Raw genomic sequence first — 18,164 nt, forward strand, 5'->3', positions numbered from 1 at the left:
CCGGCAATCTTCGGCGCGATGCTCTTGGCGCCTCCAAGGCCTGCAGCCTGGGCTAGATCACGGCCGCTATACACGGCTGCCGTCCAGGGATGCCGTCACGGGCCGGTCCCCCCGTCGACCGACCCGACCAGCCAGCGCTCGTTGTCGCGAAAGACAGTCACCAACAGAGGCACATCGAACGTGGCTGCATCCTTGCCGGTCGTCTGCACCTTGACTGTGACGAGACGAGTGATTCTCGTAGGAGTATCTGTCGGGGCCGCACCGGGCCTCGGTGCTGTGATCGTTATCGAGAGCACCTTGGATGTGCCTTCAGATGTCCGTAGAGCGTCATACGTCGCGTCGCCGGCGCTCGCGAAGCTCGTGGCGAGTTCTTCCGTCGTGAACTGCGTGGCCCTGTCGACGAGTTGCTCATAGGTCTCGGTCGCTGGAGTTCTCTTGTAGAACAGATTCGCCCAGTTGCGCGTCGTCGTATCAGCCGCCGCAGTCGCCGCGGCACCCGGCCGCACGGTCTGCGGCGGCGGGGTTGTCAACGGTTCGGTCGTTGCGCTGGTTGTCTCGGATGCTGTCGGTTGCGCGACTTCCGACTCATTCACTGGACCACCGCTAGGTGTGAGCAGACCGACTGGACCCTGATCGTTCGACTGCTGACCGAAGAGGCGCGGGAGCCCGCCACCGACGCCCAGGACGATCACGGCCAGCAGAATCACGACAGCGATCACCCCGATCGGGCTCGCCGGTTCGCTGCGCCTCCGATCACGCAGTTCAGCCCGCTGCCGGGCCGCGTCCTCCGCTCGGCGCTGGCGGCGAGACATCCGCTTGGAACCCTCGACCGGATCCGCCGAATTCCTGTCAGCCGAGTCCTGTCCGTGGCCACGAGATCCCGACACAGCCTCTCACCGTCCTCCGGACGGACGAAGCGGAGCGCTACGGACGGCGGAGTACTCCCGGTAGGTCCTCGACGTAGGGACCGGCTGTCGGCGTGCCGCCCGCGAGCGCTTTGGTGGCCCCTCACGGAGGCTGGCCGAGTAAACATGTGCACGTCGCGGTTCGTACCCTCCGTTACGCATCTGCGCAGCCGTCGCCGATTGTTTTGCATGGCGGCCCGAACTGCGGCTGACGGAAGCTGTGGTCGAGCCACCGTTTCTGCCGGCCTTGGTCGGTTCGACTGATCCGCCTTGGTAGATCGTGTCCTTGGGACGACGACGCGACGCATCGTCCGCATGGCCAGGCTTTGAGCCACCGGGCGACGCCGGAACGGACACCGAACCTGGACGACCCAACGCCGCTGCGATCCCGACAGGTCGTCTGCTGCCATTCTCCCGGGCCGCCTGCCCGATCGACGCAGGACGGCCGCTGGAACCTGCGCCCTGCGTTTCGTCCCCGCCACGCGGGACGCGTCCACCCGCCGGTGGCATGGTCCGGTAGTTCCTGTTGGTCTCCACGTGCTCTCCCGAACTCGTGTCCGCAGGTCGCCGCCGACCGTCCTTCGGTCGTTCCGTGGGTGTCGGCGCAGATCCTCTGCTCCGAAGAGCCGTGACGACGCGGCGGACAGCTTGAACGGCTCCGTGACGCGCATACGAACCCATCACCATGCTGCCGAGCCCTGGGCGCATCGACGACGTCACATTCTCGAGCAGACGTCGGAGCCTGTACGCCGCGACAAGCACGACGAGCGCCAGGCAGGTCACCGGGAGCCAGCCGAGAGTGCCGCTCATCGTGAAGACCGCCGTCAACAACGACAGAGCGATGCCGAACACAAGCATGGCTGCAACCGATTGAAGAATCAGACCAAGCAGCGACTCGAGCCAGTTCATGCCCCATTGCCGCGAGCGTCCCGGAACGATGAACAAGCATGCGAAGATCACGCCGACGACCAACAACACCAGACACCCGACGAACGCCATCAACGCCGTTACGGCGAGGCCAATGATGAGGTAGGCATACATCGCTGCTGCCACCCCGGCGACCAGCAGTACCCCAACGCGCCCGAAGGCATTCTCACCCTTCGCCCACTTGACCGTTGGAGCATCATCGCCGCCCTCCCCCTTGGCCACGACGTTGTTGATGTAGTCCATGCGCTTCTCGGAATCCACGCCGATGTCCAGCAGTCCCTTTCCGTACCGCTTGCACGCGTCAATCGATCCGAATTCGGCGATGCACCACGGGGTTGCAGCGAACCCTCGCCAGGCGGAGTCCCCGGACTTCCGAAGCATTGTGTCGCGGGAGCTCCCAGGGAAAGCCGGCTCCGGCATCTCGATCGGAGTCTTGAGGGTCTGGCCAAGGACCTGGTCAGACGCACCCATCACGGTTTGGGCGCCGACCTGCCTCGCCCCGTCGATGCCCTTCAGCCATGTCGTAGCACCGAACGCGAGGCTGATAGCCAGGAGGCCGGCAGCAAACACCCAGACAAGTTGCCCAAAGGCGGTGCCCGATGAACGTCGATGTACGTAGGCCGCGATGGCACCAAAAGCGAGGGCTGTCGGTAGCAACCAGGCGGTCAACTGTCCGCTGACGCCACCGATCGCTCCCGCAGTCGCATTCATCAACGGGCGAATATCGGTGAACGAGAACAGCCACCAGCCAACCGAGACCCCGGCACGCGTGGCGGCGACAACGAACATCATCAGCAATTGGGCGAATGAGTTGAAGATCGGCCGCAGTGGGTCCCGCAGACTCCCTTCGAAGTCCAAGCTGAACGCCATCGGCGAGTACTGCTCGAAGAGGGTCCTGGTGTCGCCGTGTGTCAGATCAGGCGTCGGAAGCAGGTCGGCGAATCCGGTGGGCGTCGTCTGTTGATTCGGGTCGGCGGCGAGCGCGACCTGGGAACTGACGATCAAAGAAACAGCTAGAACAGTCAGCGCCGTTCGGACGCGGCGCTGCCACCTCATGCGACGTGCTCCTTGCCGCCGGGAGATGGTGCGGGCTGACCGCTTCCGTTGGTCGCTGGTTCGGCGCCGTCGTACGCGGAGTACATCGCCTCGTTGTAGGCGGCCTCGTCTGCCTCCTGGTCGTAAACCTCGTCGGGGCCGATCGGCGACTCGTAACGCAGCGAGTGATTGGCCTCTTCCGCGGACGGTGTTGGCGGATGGCCGTTCTGCTGGGCGACAGGCGAGGTGGCGACAGCAGGAGGTGCGGTTGGTTCCTGGTGCGTCCCCTTCGCAAGCGCTGGCGGCGGCTCCTCGACGGCAGGAGCGTCAAGCTGGGGTGGCGCAGGAGGCAAGGCAGGGGTCGAGCTGGCTGGCACCGGCTCCGCACTCTTGGGCTTCGCTGAGGCAGCCGGAGCCGGCGCATCTGCAACCTGACTACGGGCCTCCGTCTGAGCTGCGGCGACAGGCTCGACGGTGGGCTCGTCGTCGGCGAAGGGGTCTTCGGGGGGTGGGGGTGGGAGGGTGGGGTCGGGGGTTGTGGTGTGTTCGGATTCGGGGGTGGTGCGGAGGAGGGCGGCTACGCGTTCGCTGGGGATGTCGATCTGGACGGTGGCTACTTCGTCCCAGCGGTCGCGCATGATGCAGTGGCCGTGGCGGATGGATTTGCCGTTGGCGGCGGTGTTGATGCCGCGGACCAGGGTTTGGTACGGCGGGGTTTGCGGGCGGCCGAGGAGCTCCAGCAGCGAGTCGACCTGTTCGCGGGAGCGGAGGCTGAACGCGAAGAGGGTCGTGATCTGCTCGACGAGGCCGGGGAGCTTCAGGATCGACGCCGGGTCCTGGGTGTCGAGGACGAGGGATGCGCCGAGGGCGCGGCCGACGCGGGCGATGTAGTCGAGGAAGGACGCGCCGTCGGGGGTCTTCGTCAGGAGGTGGACCTCGGGGACGATGACGACCTTCGAGCGGCCGCGGAACTCGCGGCGGCCCGTCGTACGGACCATCCAGGCCAGGCAGCCGCGGAGGCAGGCCATGCCGACGCGTTCGATCGGGGACCAGGACTCCGGCGCCGACTCGGGCGAGGGCAGGGTGAGGCCGGGCATCTGGACGACCCAGAGGCCGGGGTTCGTGGTGAGCGAGGACAGGCCCGACGGCGGGCCGGCGACGACCGAACCGAGGCCGGTCTCGACCAGGTCCCGCAGGGCGAACCCGACCGTCCGCACGGTCTCGGAGTCCGACGCGCAGAGCCGCTGGATGACCCCCCACGAGGACGGATCGGGCGACTGGATCTCGGCCCGGGTCGCGGCCATGACGGGAGCCTCCGCCGCGCCCCGCAGGTGCGGCGGGAGCAGCAGCATCAGCTGCGAAGGAGCCTGCAGCAACGCGTCGTCCACGGGCAGGACCCGCAGCAGGTCAGCAGCTCCGGAGAACTGTGCCGTGATCTCGATGACAGCAGTCGGTACGCCGTACTCGGCGGCAACTGCTGACACGCCCGCGGCGTCGCCCTTGAGGTCCAGCAACGGGACCCACGCACCGGCGAAGGCGGAGTCAAGACCACCCAGCATCGCGGCAGTCGTCTTCCCTCGACCCGACCGGCCGAGGAAGAGCGTCGTCGTCGCGTCACCCAGCGCCGAACCAGCAGCAGCGTCGAAACGCACCAGACCAGGAGTCGAGCCGGTCAAATAGCCGATGGCCGGACCGGTCGCGTCACCGATCGACGCACCGCCCCAGAACCAGGATCCGAAGAACGCCGTCGACTCCCGCACATGTCCGAGGTCGGGGACCCGCAGTTGGTCGCCTGGCAAGGATTCCAACCACAGGTCGCGCTGCTCGTCGGCGCCGACGGCGACGGTGATACCGCGGTCCGCGTAGTGCGCGATGACCGCGTCGACGTACGCCTCGAGGTCCTCGCGGGTGTCCGCACTGACCAGCAGCCGCGGGTGGTCCTCGACCAGGGTCAGGCCGCTGCGGTTGATGTCGCGCTTGACCTCACGCATGACGCGCTCGGTCTCGACGATCTCGTCGGCGGTCTCCTCCGCCGTACCCTTCGCGGCCGACCGCCGCTGTTCCTTCGCGCTCTTCCGGGTCTCGTCGACCAGGTGGCGCGCGGTCTTCTTGGTCAGCACGCGGAACCGGACGGACGCCTCGACCGTCACGTCGATCTCGTCGCCGTCGTCGTCGATCGCCTTGATCTCCGACAGCGTCCGCAGCCACTCCCCCGCGCCCGGGGTCTCGAGCTCCTCGGGGAAGTCGGTCATCGCCAGGACGGTCGTGTACGCCGCGATCTGGCCGCGAGTGTCGTAGATCCGCAGGTGATCGGTGTACGGCACCACGCGCCCGGACGTCAGCCGCGCCAGCGAGGCGCCCGTGATCAGGCCGCGCCGCGGGGCCGCGACCGCACCGCGGTGCATCTCGCGGCTGATCAGCCAGGAGATCACTTCGGCCGGCGCGGTGTGCGCCCGCCAGACGGTCGAGCCGAGCTGACGAGCGAGCTTGCGCACCCGCTCGTCCAGGTGCGCGAGCTCGCGCGCGCTCACCCGCCACGACGTCGTCCCGAGGGCGTCACTGATCGAGCCACGGACCTGCGCGGTCGCCCGCGGGTCCCGGTCGCTGAGGTGTACGCCGAGCGCGACGTACCGCTCCGGCATCCGCATCTCGTCGATACGGTCGGCCCTGGTCTGCGCCCATGCCTCGTGGTCGCCGAGCCGGTAGTGCCCGGCGACGGAGTCGATGTAGTCCTGGCCGGTGGACCGTCCCCAGACGACCTTCAGGTGGCTGAGCCGGTCGCCCAGGATCGTCGCGGCCGCGCTGACCGCGGCGTCCAGGGCGGCGTCCTGCTCGGCCTCGGTGGCCAGGTCGGTGTTCGCGACCGAGATCAGGAACCACGCCTCGGCGCTGCGCTCGGTCACCAGCAGACCGTCGGCGATGGCGACCAGGCGCGGTGGTGGCAGGCCGCGCTCGCGACCGACCCCCACCAGGTTCAGGAGCTTGTCAGCGATCTTCATTCAGGCCTCTTCCTGACGACGTCCTGCGACTCACCCGTTGTACGTGATCCGAACCCAGCAGCCGGGCCCGCTGGTTGACGGTGATGTCCGCCCCCGCGCGGACCCTCGGATCGGCCTCCACCACGACCTCGCGCTCCCACTCCGGCGTGATCCGGGCCTTCGCCAAGTCCGCGACCTTACGGGTCGAGACACGCTCCCGCCAGGGCAGGTACTCCGACTTGTCGGCGGCCCGGGCACCGAGACCGATGATCGGGCGGTGCGCCCGTAGCGCGAACCGGACCGAGAGCGCCCATTCGGTGACCCGTCGGCGGCGTTCGTGGAACTTGCCGGGCCGCCAGCCGAACGCGGTGATCACGAACGGCGGCACGATGTACAGGCTGACCGTGGGCTTCTTCGGTACGCCGATGAACGGGAACAGCAGCGCGACCCAGGCCACGATGATCACCGCTCCGAAGATGATCATCCGGCGCCGCGCGCCTTCTCCGAGGTCGATACCGAGCAGGTCGTACTGCCGGGTCTCGATCTCGAAGTGGTGAGTGAGGGTACGGCCGACGCGCATCAATTACCTCCGGAGAGCAATCCCCAAAAGCCCTTGAGCACGTTGATGGTCTGGTTGTTGGCGTAGATCAGCCCCCCGACCAGAACCCCGGCGGCGATGTGGCCGAACAGCTCGCCCCACTCGCGCTTGAAGTAGTGGCCGATCGCGCGCAGCACGAGGATGGCGATGAAGATGTTCCCCGCGATGACGAGGACCCAGTCCTTGAAGTCCGCGCCCGTGGGGACGTTGGGGTCGGCCAGGGGCAGGACGAGCTGTACCACGCTCGCAGCCAGTTCGTGGGTCGTCATTGCGGTGTCTCCCTTGGTGCCTCGGTCGTCCGATGGCCGGTCGCTGGATTCATCCGACGGCAGCCACTTGCCATCGTTGTGCTCCGTCCGTGGCGACAGTACGCCGCAGCGTGAGCGTGTAGGTCTGGTCGAGCGTGGTGTCACCCACCCCGTTCCAGGTGACGGCCGCGGTCGCCCGCCGCTCGTCGTCGTTGCCGGCGTACACCTGCCAGTCCTTCAGCTCGCCGAACTTCACCGCACCGTTCAGGCTGCGGATGGTCGAGCCGGGCGCGGTCACCGCCGACACCTTGTTGTCGGACTCGGCGTACGCGCTGAAGAACGCCTCCGCGTCCTTCTCGGTCGCCGCGGTCAGCTCGTCGTCGGGCTTGCCGGCGTCCGGCATGTTGCTCGGCAGCGGCGCCCGCTCGTCCGGTACGAACGTGGGCGGCCCGCTGACCACCACGCGCGCCGCGGTCCGGGCGACCGGGACGGACACCCGCTCCCAGGCGATCGGGCCGGCGGCCCAGCTCTTGCCCCGCTTGGTGAACGTGTGCACACGGACCCGGACGTCGACCACGGCGGTGATGCCGTTGGCATCGGCCTTGACCTCTCCCGGGTACGCGATGTCGGCGGTCTGCTTGCCGCGACCGTTCCACCCCGCGCGGCTGTCCAGGCCGGCGGCCAGGTCGAGGCCGATCTGCGCGGGACGGGCGTCCGCGTTGTTCTCGTCCCAGGTCAGGTAGGCCACGGAGTACCGCGTGGCGACCGCGCGGGCCTCGTCGGCCGGGAAGTTGCTCTGACCGCTGACCACCGTCTCGGGGACCCGGTTCGGGCTGATCCAGGAACGGATGCCGCTGATCGCGGCCAGCAGCAGTACGACGACCACGAGGCCGCGGAAGAACCGCCGGGCCCAGGTGGAGAACGACGACTCGGGCTCGGTCGACCACGGTGTCTGTCCGGGCTCCAGCACCTCGCGCACCGGTCCGGGAGCGGCGTGCGCACCATGCGGGGAACGCTGTTTCAAACGTTCGGGTGTGCGATGCCCCGGCTCCTGCTGCGGCGGCTGCGGCGTACGACCCGACGGGCGGCGCGGCGGCGCCATCACGCCACCGGGAGGCGGCGGAGCCGGATTCTGCGGAGCGGCGTACTGCGCGGCTACGCCCTGTGCCTGACGAGGGGTAGGTGACACCGGCCCGCCGGGGTGGGCCCACCACTCCGGCGCGGTGCTCTGCGGGCGCTTGCCCGCCTTCTTGGGTCGACGCTGATTCGTCCGGCGCTGGTCCGACCAGTGCTCACCTTTTGGCGGCAGATTCAGCAACGTTCGCCACCAACTCATCCCTACCCGCCCCTCAGACAGCAGTTACGCGGACAGTAGCCGGGAGGATACGGCAAGCAACCGTCCTCCGGGAGACCTGAGCCCAGGATCCGGATGGTCCATCGCTCCCCGCAGCCATACTGTTACCCCGCCTGCGGGCAGCGTCACCCTCACCGGCATTCTTACCGGCCAAGCGTGACACCTTCGGTACCGTCGTCATAGCTCCTCTCTCATGCCCGCTCGGGTCGACCGGGCAGCGCACACCATGCCACACGCCGCGGACAGGTTCGAAAATCCGTGCGAACAACATGGTAAAGAACGCATCAACTGATCACGCAGTGTAACCGATCCAGCGGTGTGCCTGTGGAAAACTCTCCCGCGACTCCGGGGTCAAAATCGGCTGTGGACAACCGCTTGCCGCAACGGATTGCAGGCATAAGGTCGGAGTGATCCCTGCTACCCCTGGAGGACCAGGATGGAAACCCGCAGACTCGGCAGACTCGGCCATCAGAGCTCGGTGCTGATCTACGGCGCCGCGAGTCTCGGCGGCGTCGACCAGGACCGTGCCGACGCCTCGATCCAGGAAGCGCTGGACGCCGGCATCAACCACTTCGACGTGGCCGCCGACTACGGCGACGCCGAGCTGCGGCTCGGCCCCCGCATGCCCGAGATCCGGGACCGGATCTTCCTCGCCACCAAGACCGGCCGCCGGACCTTCGAGGAGGCCTGGAGCGAGATCAACCGGTCGCTGGAGCGGTTGCAGACCGATCACGTCGACCTGATCCAGATGCACGCCGTCTGCGACCTGGAGAACCTGGACCTCGTCACCGGCAAGGGCGGTTCGCTGGAGGCGGCGATCCGGGCGAAGGACGAGGGTATGGTCCGCGCGATCGGCATCACCGGCCACACGGCCCAGGCGCCGTCGGTGCACACCGAGGGGCTGCGCCGGTTCGACTTCGACAGCGTGCTCACGCCGCTGAACTACAAGCTCTCGACCGATCCGCAGTACGCCGCCGACTACGCGGCGCTGGTCGAGGCCGTCAAGGCGTCCGACGCGGCGCTGATGACGATCAAGATGATCGCCCGGCGGAACTGGCGGGAAGGCGAGCAGAAGGGGTACGACACCTGGTACCGGCCGTTCGACGAGCAGCGCTACATCACCGCCGCGACCGCCTGGCTGCTGAACGGGCACCCGGAGATCACCGGCCTCGCCACCGCGGGCGAGACCCGGCTGCTACAGCAGATGATCGTTGCAGAGCGCGAGCGCGCGGACCTGACGCCGGAGGCCGCGGCGTCGATCCTCGACGAGGTCCAGGACTACGAGTCGCCGTTCGTCGACATGCCCATCTGACGTGGCCCAGGTCACATACGAGACTCCGCATTCCGGTCAGGTCGTACGGCGTACGAGATCGGCCGGCGCCCTGCACCGGGGTGCGGGAACAAGTTGCGGACCCGTCGGTGTTGACTACGGCGTACTCATCTACTTTCGGAGGTCGTAGTGGCAACGGTCGAGCTGACCCAGGACAACTTCAACGAGGTGGTCGGTGGCGACGGTCTCGTACTGGTGGATTTCTGGGCCGAGTGGTGTGGCCCGTGCAAGATGTTCGGACCGGTTTTCGAGAAGTCGTCCGAGCAGCACACGGACATCACCTTCGGCAAGGTCGACACCGAGGCTCAGGGCGAGCTGGCGCAGGCCTTCCAGATCCGCTCCATCCCGACCCTGATGGCGGTTCGTGACGGCGTCGTCCTGTACTCGCAGGCCGGAGCGCTGCCGGCCGCGAGCCTGGAGGACCTGATCGGTCAGCTGCGCGCGGTCGACATGGACGAGGTCAAGGCCCAGATCGCCGCCCACGAGGCCGAACACGGCACCGAGCCGCACACGCACTGATCAAGCTCAACCGATCCGGGAGTTCTCACCGAGCTCCCGGATCAGTTGTGTTCCAGGCTCAGTACTCCCTGGAGCTGAGGACGCAGAACTCGTTGCCCTCCGGGTCGGTCAGGACCGTCCAGGAGGTGTCCTCGGGCTGGCCCACGTCGGCCCGGCGGGCGCCGAGGGACTCCAGGCGGGCGATCTCGGCGTCGCGGTCCTGGCTGGTGTGGGGCGCGAAGTCGAGGTGCAGGCGGTTCTTCACCGTCTTGCCCTCGGGGACCTTCACGAAGACCATCCCGGGCCCGATCCGGTCCCACGGGATGTCTTTGACCGTGTCCGGCTCGACCCAGCCGGGGATGTTCACGCATTCCTCGTCGGACTCGATGATCGTCTTCCAGCCGATTGCCTCGGCCCACCACGCGGCCTGCTTGCGGACGTCGTGGCAGTCGATCACGAGGGTGTACCAGCGCAGTGTCATGAACGGCACGGTCCCACGGCCCACCGACAGAAAAGAGCGGGCCCTGGGCAGGAGAAAGACGCCAGGGCCCGCTCTCGAGGCTGACCGGAGCGGCGACAGGGTGGCCGTAGGTGGCGCGGGCAGGTGAGGCGCTGCCCGAGAAGGGCTCACCGAGGGGCGCTCGAGGTGACGGTCAGCGGGACGGAGGGGCCACGTCGTTGGAGCCCCTCCAGGTCGGATCAGCGGAGCGGGTTGAACGGTCGCAACTCCTCCGGGGTCCGTCCGGTCGTGATGGTCTCGGCCAGCAACTGACCGGTGATCGGGCCGAGCGTGATGCCCCACATGCCGTGCCCGCCGGCCGCGAACACCCGCGGCGACGCGGTCGCACCGATCAGCGGCAGACCGTCGGGGGTGCAGGGCCGCGGCCCGACCCACTCGAAGGTCCGCGCGTCCAGGTCGGCGTCGCGCAGCAGCGGCCGGGCCGCCTCGACGATCGCGTCGATCCGCCGCGGGTCGAGCTTCGCGTCGGGCTTGCGGAACTCCATCATCCCGGCGACCCGGAGCCGGTCGCCCAGCGGCGTGCAGGCGATCCGCTGCGCCGGGAAGTACACCGGGCCGGCCGGTACGTGGGCCATCGGCACGCTGAAGCTGTACCCGCGACCCGCCTGGACGACGGTCCGCACGCCGTACTGCCGCGCCAGGTCGCCCAGCCACGCGCCGGTCGCCATCACGACCGCGTCGAACGGATCGGTCTCGCCGTCGCCGGTGATCAGCCGGACGCCGCGGATCTCGTCGACGATGTCGCGTACGTCGACACCGGTGATGATCTGGCCACCGCGGGCGACGACCGAGTCGGCGAGCAGGTTGACGTACTCGCCGGGGTTGATGAACCGCTGGCCGTGCAGCCGGATCGCCGCCCCGATCTGGTCGGACAGCGACGGCTCGATCTCGCGGGCGTCGTCACCGCTGATCGCCTCGAACTCGATGCCCTGGCCGGCGGCGTGGATCTGCTCGATCTCCTCGAGCAGCACCTTGCGCTCCTCGACGGTGCGGTACGCGGCCAGGAACGACTTGGCCTCGTACGTCTGCGCCTCGACGCCGGCCTTCGCCAGGAAGTCGAACGCGGTCAGGGCCTGCCGGTTGATCGGGACCAGCGCGTCCATCGCGGTCTTCCAGCGTCCGGCGGTGCTGTTGCGAGCGAAGCGGGTGAGGAATTTGAGGAGCCGCGGGCTCGCGGTCGGTGGAACGTACACCGGCGAGGAGGGGCTCAGCACCGCACGGACGCCGTACTTGAGGACCGCTGGTTCCGGCAGCGGGGTGGCCAGGCCCGGGGTCAGCCATCCGGCGTTGCCCCAGGACGCGCCCGCGGCGACACCGTCACGGTCGAGCACGGTCACCTCGACACCGGCCTCCTGGAGGAACCAGGCGGTGGCCAGGCCGACCATGCCCGCGCCGACGACGGCGACGCGGTCGGGGACGATGTGCGTGCTAGCAGGGGAACCAGCTGTGGTCATGTATCGATGGTGCGGCCGCCGCCAGCGGCTGTCATGGTGCGATCACACCATTGCCGGGACGAATGACTGTGTGCATCGCACAATAACCCCGCACAATGGGCTCATGATCTCCTCGTCTGACCTGATCGTCGCCGTCGGCCCAGCGCTGTTCGAGGTCGTGGTGCCGGGCAAAGGTGACAGCGAGGTGCGGGACGTGTTCCTGGCCGACCCGCAGGAGCCTGCGACGGGGCAGCCGGGCGATCTGGTGCTCGGGCTCGGTCTCCGCGACGCAGAGGACGCCGTGGAGCTCGTCGAGCGCTGCGCCGCCGGCAATGCGTCCGGTCTGGTTCTGCGTACTGCGTTGGCGCACGAGCCGACTGTGGTCGCTGCCGCGGAGCGGGAGGTCATGACACTCGTAGCGCTGCAGCCGAGCGTCACCTGGGCGCACGTGGTGTGGTTGCTCCGCGGTGTACTCGACCGGGCCGCCGCACCAGATTCTCCCGCGGCCGGTGACGCCGGCGTGCACCAGGAGCTGTTCGCACTGGCAGACGCTGCCGCTGCGATCGTCGACGCACCGGTGACCATCGAGGACAACCAGTCACGTGTCCTCGCGTACTCCTCCGGCCAGGACTTCACCGACCCGGCACGTGTCTCCACCATTGTCGGACGCCGCGTACCGCCCGAGGTGATCGCACATTTCCGGGCCCGGGGCATCTTCCGGAGGCTGGCCCGGTCCAGCGAGCCGTTCCTGGTACCTGACGGACCGAACGGCATCCGCCCGCGTCTTGTCGTACCTGTCCGGGCTGGTGGTGAGTGGCTGGGGTCCATCTGGGCTGTTGTGGACGGTCCCGTGAGTGACGCGGTCACAGCGGAGCTCAGCAACGCCGCGTCTGTGCTGGCGCTGCACCTGTTGCGGCTGCGAGCTCAGGCCGATGTAGCGCGGCGGAGCGCGATTGACCGTCTGCGGACCATCCTGCGGCAGTTCTCTCCGGACAATCCGGTCGACATACGGCTCCCGCGTCATCCGTGGCGGGTGGTAGCGCTCGGCTCCCCCGACGGGTACGACGTACCGCAGCAGCTCGACCTGTGGGAGTCGACCGGCCGTCGGCACGGATGGAGCGAGCCACAGCTGGCTGATCTTGACGGGACCGTGCTGGCTGTTGTCACGGACGCGGACGGGCCGGGTTCGTGGAGCTGGTTGCAGAAGCTCGTGCTCGAGCAGCCCGCTGGTACGTACGCCGCCGCCGGCGGTCCGGCACGTGGTCCGGCGGATCTGCCGAGCTCACGCGCGGAGGCGGTCGAATTGCTGGGATTGGTACGGCGGGGCGTCGCACCCGGACCGGCGTTGCGGGTGGAGGAGGCGTGGCATGTGCTGACTGTTCATCGGGCGGTGACGTCGCTTGATACCACCAAGCTGGATGGTCCGCTCGCGACGTTGCTGCGGCACGACATCGAGCACGACACGGGGTTCGTGGAGACGTTGCAGGCGTGGCTGAACTTTCCGGGGCAGCCGCAGCGGGCGGCGCGGGAGCTGCATCTGCACACCAACACGTTGCGGCACCGGATGAAGCGGATCGGGGAGATCGCGGCGCTGGATCTGACCGACCCGCGCGAGCGATTGGCGTTGCAGCTGCAGATTGCCGCGGTTCGGACCGAACACTGAGACCTTCGCCACAGTGCCATGTAACAAGGCTTCATATTCCGGCAACTGCTGGGCAACATCCGGCTGACAGAGTCTTCCTTGTCAGCCCGTCCGACCTTTCACCAGGAGGCCGGAAAGGCTGCGGGTCCGAGCTTTTCACCAGGAAGCTCGGGCCACCCGTGGGCCCGGCGATTGTCTGAGCGATCGCCGGGCCCCGCGGCGTTTCCGGTCCGGTGATTTGCCTAGGACAACCGGTTCACGATGGTGCGATAGACGCCGGGGAGTGCGGCCGCGGCCGGGACGATGCGCGGTGCGAGGAGCGGGCGGTTGCGGGCCCAGAGCAACGACGCGGTGAGCAGGCGGCATTCCCGGGAGACCCGGCGCCAGGCGGCCTCGTAGTCCTGCGGGCGGTCAGCGCGGACGCAGTCGACCAGTTCGGCGGAGGTGCGGAGAGCTACCGCGATACCTTCACCGGTGAGCGCGTCGACGTACCCGGCGGCGTCGCCGACCAGGAGGACGTGGCCGGCGGTGCGGGCGCGGACGCGTTGGCGGAGCGGGCCGGCGCCCATCACCGTGCTGGCTGGTCGGGCGCCGTCCAACCGGCGCTTCAGCAACGGGAAGGCGTCGAGGTGCGAATCGAAGGTGCCGCGGGCGGAGGTGAGGATCGCGACGCCGACGAGGTCGTCGGCGACAGGAGTCACGTAGGCCTCTCCCAGGCCGGACCAATAGACCTCGACCAGTTCGGTCCAGGGCGTCGCGGAGAAGTGCTGCCGCAGTCCGCGGCGTACCTCACCAGAGTTCTCACCGCACAATCCCAGTTGGCGGCGGATGGGTGAGTGGAGGCCGTCGGCGGCGGCCAGGTAGCGGGCGGTCAGACCGGCAGCTGTGACCGTGTCCGCGGTTTGGGTGATGGGGCCTACACGGGTGCGAAGGACCGGGATGCCGAGCTCGGCCAGGCGCGCTGTCAGGGCAGTCTGCAGGGTGGTACGGCGTACTCCGAGGCCCGGGCCCGCCGTGAAACGGGCGTCGACGGAATGCGTGCCATCGAGGTAGCGGATGCCGTGGAACGGGCGGCCGTCCAGTTCCACGCCGAGCCGGTTGAGGTAGTCCACCGCGCAGTGCGCGATCCCCTCGCCGCAAGCCTTGTCGATCGGCGTCGACCGCGGCTCGACCACCACCACCGACAGCCCGGCCAGTGCAGCGCGGATGGCCGTCGCCGCACCAGCCGGCCCGGCCCCGGCCACGAGCAGATCGACGTCCGGACTCACGCCACCAGGGCGGACTTCAGCGCCGCCTCCTCCGAGCGGATACGGACCGCCAGCAGCGGGATGTTCAGAGCCGTGAAGACCAGCGCGGTCACCCACGCGGTGTGCACGAGCGGCAGCGCGATCCCCTCCGCGACCACCGCAACGTAGTTCGGATGCCGCATCCACCGATAAGGGCCGCCGGCAACCAGCCGCAGACCCGGTACGACGATCACGCGCGTGTTCCACTGATGCCCGAGCACCGTGATGCACCACCACCGCAACCCCTGCGCCAGCAGCACCACCGCGAGCATCGTCCACCCCAGCCACGGGACAAACGGCCGGTACGACGCCTCCACCAGGCAGGCTGCCAGCAGCAACGTGTGCAGCGCGACCATGAACGGGTAATGCCCCCGCCCCGACTCCACCCCGCCCTGCGCGAAACTCCACCGTGCGTTGCGCAGCGACACCACCAGCTCCGCCACGCGCTCCGCCGCGACGAGCAGCACCAACCCCAGGTACCAGCCGTACATCACCACTCCAGCAACACGAGCTCGGAACAGAAACCAGGACCCATCGCCAGCAGCAACCCCGGCCCCTCAGGATCGAGCTTCATGGTGTCACCGAGCACGTGGAGCACCGATGACGACGACAAGTTGCCGACCGCATCGAGCGACTTCCAGGTCAGGTCCAGCGCGCCCGGCCGCAACGACAACGTCTCCGCCACCGCCTCGAGCACCTTCGGTCCACCCGGATGACTGACCCACGTCCCGATCTCGGGCACCGTCAACCCGGCCGAGCTGAGAAACTCCCGCACATCCCCACCCAGATAGGTCCGCACCACGTCCGGTACGTCGGCCCCCAGCACGATCCGGAACCCGCCCGAGCCGACGTCCCACCCCATCACCCGCTCCGAGTCCGGATACAGCCGGCTCCGCGTCGCCACCACCGACGGCCCCGACGCCATCGGATGCTCCGACCCGGTCAGCACGACCGCCGCCGCGCCGTCCCCGAACAGGGCCCCGCCCACCAGGTTCGGCAGCGAGGAGTCGTCGCGCTGCAACGTCAGCGAGCACAACTCCACCGACAGCAGTACGGCGACGTGCGAGGGCCACGCCGTCAGGTAGTCGTGCATCCGCGCGATCCCGGCCGCTCCCCCGACGCATCCGAGCCCGAACAACGGCAGCCGCTTGACGTCCTCCCGCAAACCCAGCCGCAACGCCACGCGCGCGTCGATCGACGGCGCGGCCACGCCGGTGACCGTGGTGAACATCAGCACGTCGACCTCGTCCAACGTCAGGCCGGCGTCCTTCACCGCCCCGGCCACCGCCTCGGCCCCGAGCTCCACCGCGGCCGCGATCCACGCGTCGTTCGCCGCGCCGAAGTCCTTGAGCTCGGCGTACTGCGCCAGCGGCAGCGCGAGATGCCGGTGCGACACTCCCGCGTTCGCGTGCAGCCGGCGCAGCAACGCCGTACCGCGGCCGTCCGGCAGGCAGATCGAGGCGAAGGCGTCGGTCAGCTCGGACTGCGGATAGCGGTACGGCGGGAGCGCGGGGCGGACCGCTGCGATCCGCGTCATCGTGGCATCGTTACGTCGGTGAGCGCGCTGCGGACCGTCAAGGGTCTGGCCCTCGCCTGCCATCCGGGCCCGACCGTCGCCGTCACCGCCCTGGTCACGGCTGTCGCCTGGTCGGCCGGACGTGCTCCGTCCGGGTGTCTCCTCGTCGCAGCAACGATCCTCACCGGCCACCTCTCGATCGGCTGGAGCAATGACGCGATAGATGCCGCCCGCGACACCATTGTGAACCGGCAGGACAAGCCCGTGGTGCGTGGACTGGTGAGTCGCCGGACGCTCGCGGTCGCCGCGGGCGTCATGCTGCTCGTCACCGTTCCGGTCTCCCTTGCCAACGGCATCGCGTCCGGGCTGATGCACCTGCTGTTCGTCGCCTGCGCCTGGGCGTACAACCTGGGCCTCAAGTCGACCGCGATCTCCTGGCTCCCGTACGCCGTCGCGTTCGGCGGACTGCCGTCGTTCGTGACGCTCGGCACCGCCCACGTCTGGGCACCGTGGTGGGCGACCGCGGCAGGCGCCCTTCTGGGAATCGGTGCCCATCTCGCAAACGTCGTACCCGACCTCGCCGACGACCTGGCGACCGGCGTCCGCGGCTGGCCGCAACGGCTCGGGGCCTACGCCCGCCTGATCGCTCCGATCCCGCTCGCTGCGGCCACCGGCCTGCTCGTGGTCGCTCCGGCGGGCGCGATCGGTGTGATCGGGTGGACCGCGCTGGCCGTCGTCGCCGTCCTGCTCGTCGTGATCGTCGCCTGGCGGGACGCGCCGTTCCTGGTCACGATCGGGATCGCCGCGGTCAGCGTCGTCGCGCTGGTGCTCCGCGGCGACGCCCTCGTCTGATCCGGGAAGACCTACGTACGGCGGCCGTGTCCGGCACCGCGGCGTTCCTGGGCAGGGATGCCGTCGCCCAGCGCGGCGTCCGGCTTCAACGGCGCGTTGCTGCCGAGGATGGCCGCCGTCAGGGCCTCGGCGGGTTCCTTGGCGGCGCGGGGATTCGTGATCAGGACGAGGTCGATGGACGGCAGCTCGGGCAGGCCGGCGCTCGGCGGCGGCTCGACCAAGTCGGCCGGCATCAGGGAGCGCGCGAAGATCGCGATGCCGAGGCCGGCGCGGACGGCCGCGAGGACGCCGTTGACGCCGCGGACGATGCACGTGATGCGGCAGGTGCGGCCGGCCTGCTCGAGCGACTGCACACCGAGCGACCGGCTCAGCGACGGCGCCTGGTACGTCACCAGCGGAACCGGACCGTCGGGCGCGATGCGGGTCCCGGAGATGCCGGCCCAGACGAGCGGGTCCCGGCGGACCAGCCGGCCGTTCGGGTCGTACCCGCCGCCGGCCCCGTGCTTCACGTAGGCGAGGTCGAGGTGGCCGGACTCGACCCGGCGCAGCAGGTTCGGGCTCTGGGCGACGGTCAGCTCGAGGTCGATCCGCGGGTACAGCTGCCGGAAGTCGCGGAGGATCTTCGGCAGCGGCGTCAGCGCCAGGTCGTCGGTCACGCCGAACCGCAGCCGGCCGCGCAGCTCCGAGCCGGTGAAGTACCCCGCGGCCTCCTCGTGCGCGGCCAGGATCGTCCGCGCGAACCCGGCCATCGCCTCGCCGTCCGCGGTCAGCGTGACAGTGCGGGTGTCACGGACGAACAGCGGCCGCCCGACGGCCGTCTCGAGTTTGCGCACATGTTGGCTCACCGTCGGCTGCCGGATACCCAGCCGCTCGGCCGCCTGGGTGAAGCTGAGGGACTGAGCCACCGCGAGGAACGTGCGCAGCTGGTCCGGGTCGTACATCGATGCACCTCCCATTACGTCACGCAATAAGACTAATAGGAGTAATTCGCTGGGGGAATCCAGCACCGAACCCTGAGGATAGAGCTGTCCTCCCCTGACCA

General features: G+C 68.9%; 16 protein-coding genes. 4 read left to right on the top strand and 12 right to left on the bottom strand.

Features of this window, described 5'->3' with window-relative positions:
• Positions 1-95 precede the first annotated feature (95 nt).
• The 6 genes from BJY22_RS32625 to BJY22_RS32650 all read right to left on the bottom strand — a co-directional run bounded on the left by BJY22_RS32625 (position 96) and on the right by BJY22_RS32650 (position 8,027).
• Entirely contained in the window at positions 96-719 is a 624-nt protein-coding gene (locus BJY22_RS32625; RefSeq protein WP_167214592.1) for a hypothetical protein, read from the bottom strand.
• Between the two features lie 174 nt (positions 720-893).
• A complete protein-coding gene (locus tag BJY22_RS32630) occupies positions 894-2,888 on the bottom strand; it encodes a type IV secretion system protein (protein WP_167214595.1) in 1,995 nt (664 codons plus the stop codon).
• Positions 2,885-5,866 carry an ATP-binding protein gene (locus tag BJY22_RS32635; RefSeq protein WP_167214597.1) on the bottom strand — a complete coding sequence of 994 codons (2,982 nt, stop codon included), beginning with the start codon at positions 5,864-5,866 and terminating at the stop codon, positions 2,885-2,887. Before BJY22_RS32635 ends, BJY22_RS32630 begins: the two co-directional genes overlap by 4 nt.
• Positions 5,853-6,425, bottom strand: coding sequence for a hypothetical protein (locus BJY22_RS32640; RefSeq protein WP_167214600.1), 573 nt, complete (start codon positions 6,423-6,425; stop codon positions 5,853-5,855). The genes BJY22_RS32635 and BJY22_RS32640 overlap by 14 nt, the downstream gene beginning before the upstream one ends.
• On the bottom strand, positions 6,425-6,712 hold the full coding sequence (locus BJY22_RS32645) for a hypothetical protein (protein WP_167214602.1): 288 nt from the start codon (positions 6,710-6,712) through the stop codon (positions 6,425-6,427). The genes BJY22_RS32640 and BJY22_RS32645 overlap by 1 nt, the downstream gene beginning before the upstream one ends.
• Positions 6,713-6,761: 49 nt before the next feature.
• A complete protein-coding gene (locus BJY22_RS32650) occupies positions 6,762-8,027 on the bottom strand; it encodes a conjugal transfer protein (RefSeq protein WP_167214605.1) in 1,266 nt (421 codons plus the stop codon).
• Between the two features lie 454 nt (positions 8,028-8,481).
• On the opposite strand from BJY22_RS32650, the gene BJY22_RS32655 reads away from it, so the two are divergent.
• Both BJY22_RS32655 and trxA read left to right on the top strand, forming a co-directional pair.
• On the top strand, positions 8,482-9,357 hold the full coding sequence (locus BJY22_RS32655; protein WP_167214608.1) for an aldo/keto reductase: 876 nt from the start codon (positions 8,482-8,484) through the stop codon (positions 9,355-9,357).
• A gap of 147 nt (positions 9,358-9,504) precedes the next feature.
• Positions 9,505-9,894: a thioredoxin gene (gene trxA / locus BJY22_RS32660; protein ID WP_167214611.1), complete on the top strand. Its 390-nt coding sequence runs from the start codon at positions 9,505-9,507 to the stop codon at positions 9,892-9,894.
• A gap of 58 nt (positions 9,895-9,952) precedes the next feature.
• Here trxA and BJY22_RS32665 read toward each other — a convergent pair whose 3' ends face one another.
• Together BJY22_RS32665 and BJY22_RS32670 are read right to left on the bottom strand one after the other, a co-directional pair.
• Entirely contained in the window at positions 9,953-10,354 is a 402-nt protein-coding gene (locus BJY22_RS32665) for a VOC family protein (RefSeq protein WP_167214614.1), read from the bottom strand.
• A gap of 218 nt (positions 10,355-10,572) precedes the next feature.
• Positions 10,573-11,847 (bottom strand): NAD(P)/FAD-dependent oxidoreductase, encoded by a 1,275-nt coding sequence (locus BJY22_RS32670; RefSeq protein WP_167214617.1) that lies wholly within the window; start codon positions 11,845-11,847, stop codon positions 10,573-10,575.
• 103 nt (positions 11,848-11,950) lie between these two features.
• Between BJY22_RS32670 and BJY22_RS32675 the strand changes: the two genes are divergently transcribed.
• Positions 11,951-13,489 (top strand): helix-turn-helix domain-containing protein, encoded by a 1,539-nt coding sequence (locus BJY22_RS32675; protein ID WP_167214619.1) that lies wholly within the window; start codon positions 11,951-11,953, stop codon positions 13,487-13,489.
• 221 nt (positions 13,490-13,710) lie between these two features.
• Here BJY22_RS32675 and BJY22_RS32680 read toward each other — a convergent pair whose 3' ends face one another.
• The 3 genes from BJY22_RS32680 to BJY22_RS32690 are packed head-to-tail and all read right to left on the bottom strand — an operon-like array spanning position 13,711 to position 16,291.
• On the bottom strand, positions 13,711-14,736 hold the full coding sequence (locus BJY22_RS32680; RefSeq protein WP_167214622.1) for an FAD-dependent monooxygenase: 1,026 nt from the start codon (positions 14,734-14,736) through the stop codon (positions 13,711-13,713).
• On the bottom strand, positions 14,733-15,245 hold the full coding sequence (locus BJY22_RS32685; RefSeq protein WP_167214625.1) for an isoprenylcysteine carboxyl methyltransferase family protein: 513 nt from the start codon (positions 15,243-15,245) through the stop codon (positions 14,733-14,735). The genes BJY22_RS32680 and BJY22_RS32685 overlap by 4 nt, the downstream gene beginning before the upstream one ends.
• Positions 15,245-16,291 (bottom strand): type III polyketide synthase, encoded by a 1,047-nt coding sequence (locus BJY22_RS32690; protein ID WP_167214627.1) that lies wholly within the window; start codon positions 16,289-16,291, stop codon positions 15,245-15,247. Before BJY22_RS32690 ends, BJY22_RS32685 begins: the two co-directional genes overlap by 1 nt.
• Before the next feature lie 18 nt (positions 16,292-16,309).
• Between BJY22_RS32690 and BJY22_RS32695 the strand changes: the two genes are divergently transcribed.
• Positions 16,310-17,122: a UbiA family prenyltransferase gene (locus BJY22_RS32695; RefSeq protein ID WP_167214629.1), complete on the top strand. Its 813-nt coding sequence runs from the start codon at positions 16,310-16,312 to the stop codon at positions 17,120-17,122.
• Positions 17,123-17,133: 11 nt separating this feature from the next.
• Here the strand turns inward: BJY22_RS32695 and BJY22_RS32700 are convergent, their stop codons facing one another.
• Entirely contained in the window at positions 17,134-18,063 is a 930-nt protein-coding gene (locus BJY22_RS32700; protein WP_167214632.1) for a LysR substrate-binding domain-containing protein, read from the bottom strand.
• Between the last annotated feature and the right edge of the window lie 101 nt (positions 18,064-18,164).

Source organism: Kribbella shirazensis (assembly GCF_011761605.1).
In the GTDB taxonomy this organism is placed as follows: Bacteria; Actinomycetota; Actinomycetes; order Propionibacteriales; family Kribbellaceae; genus Kribbella; species Kribbella shirazensis.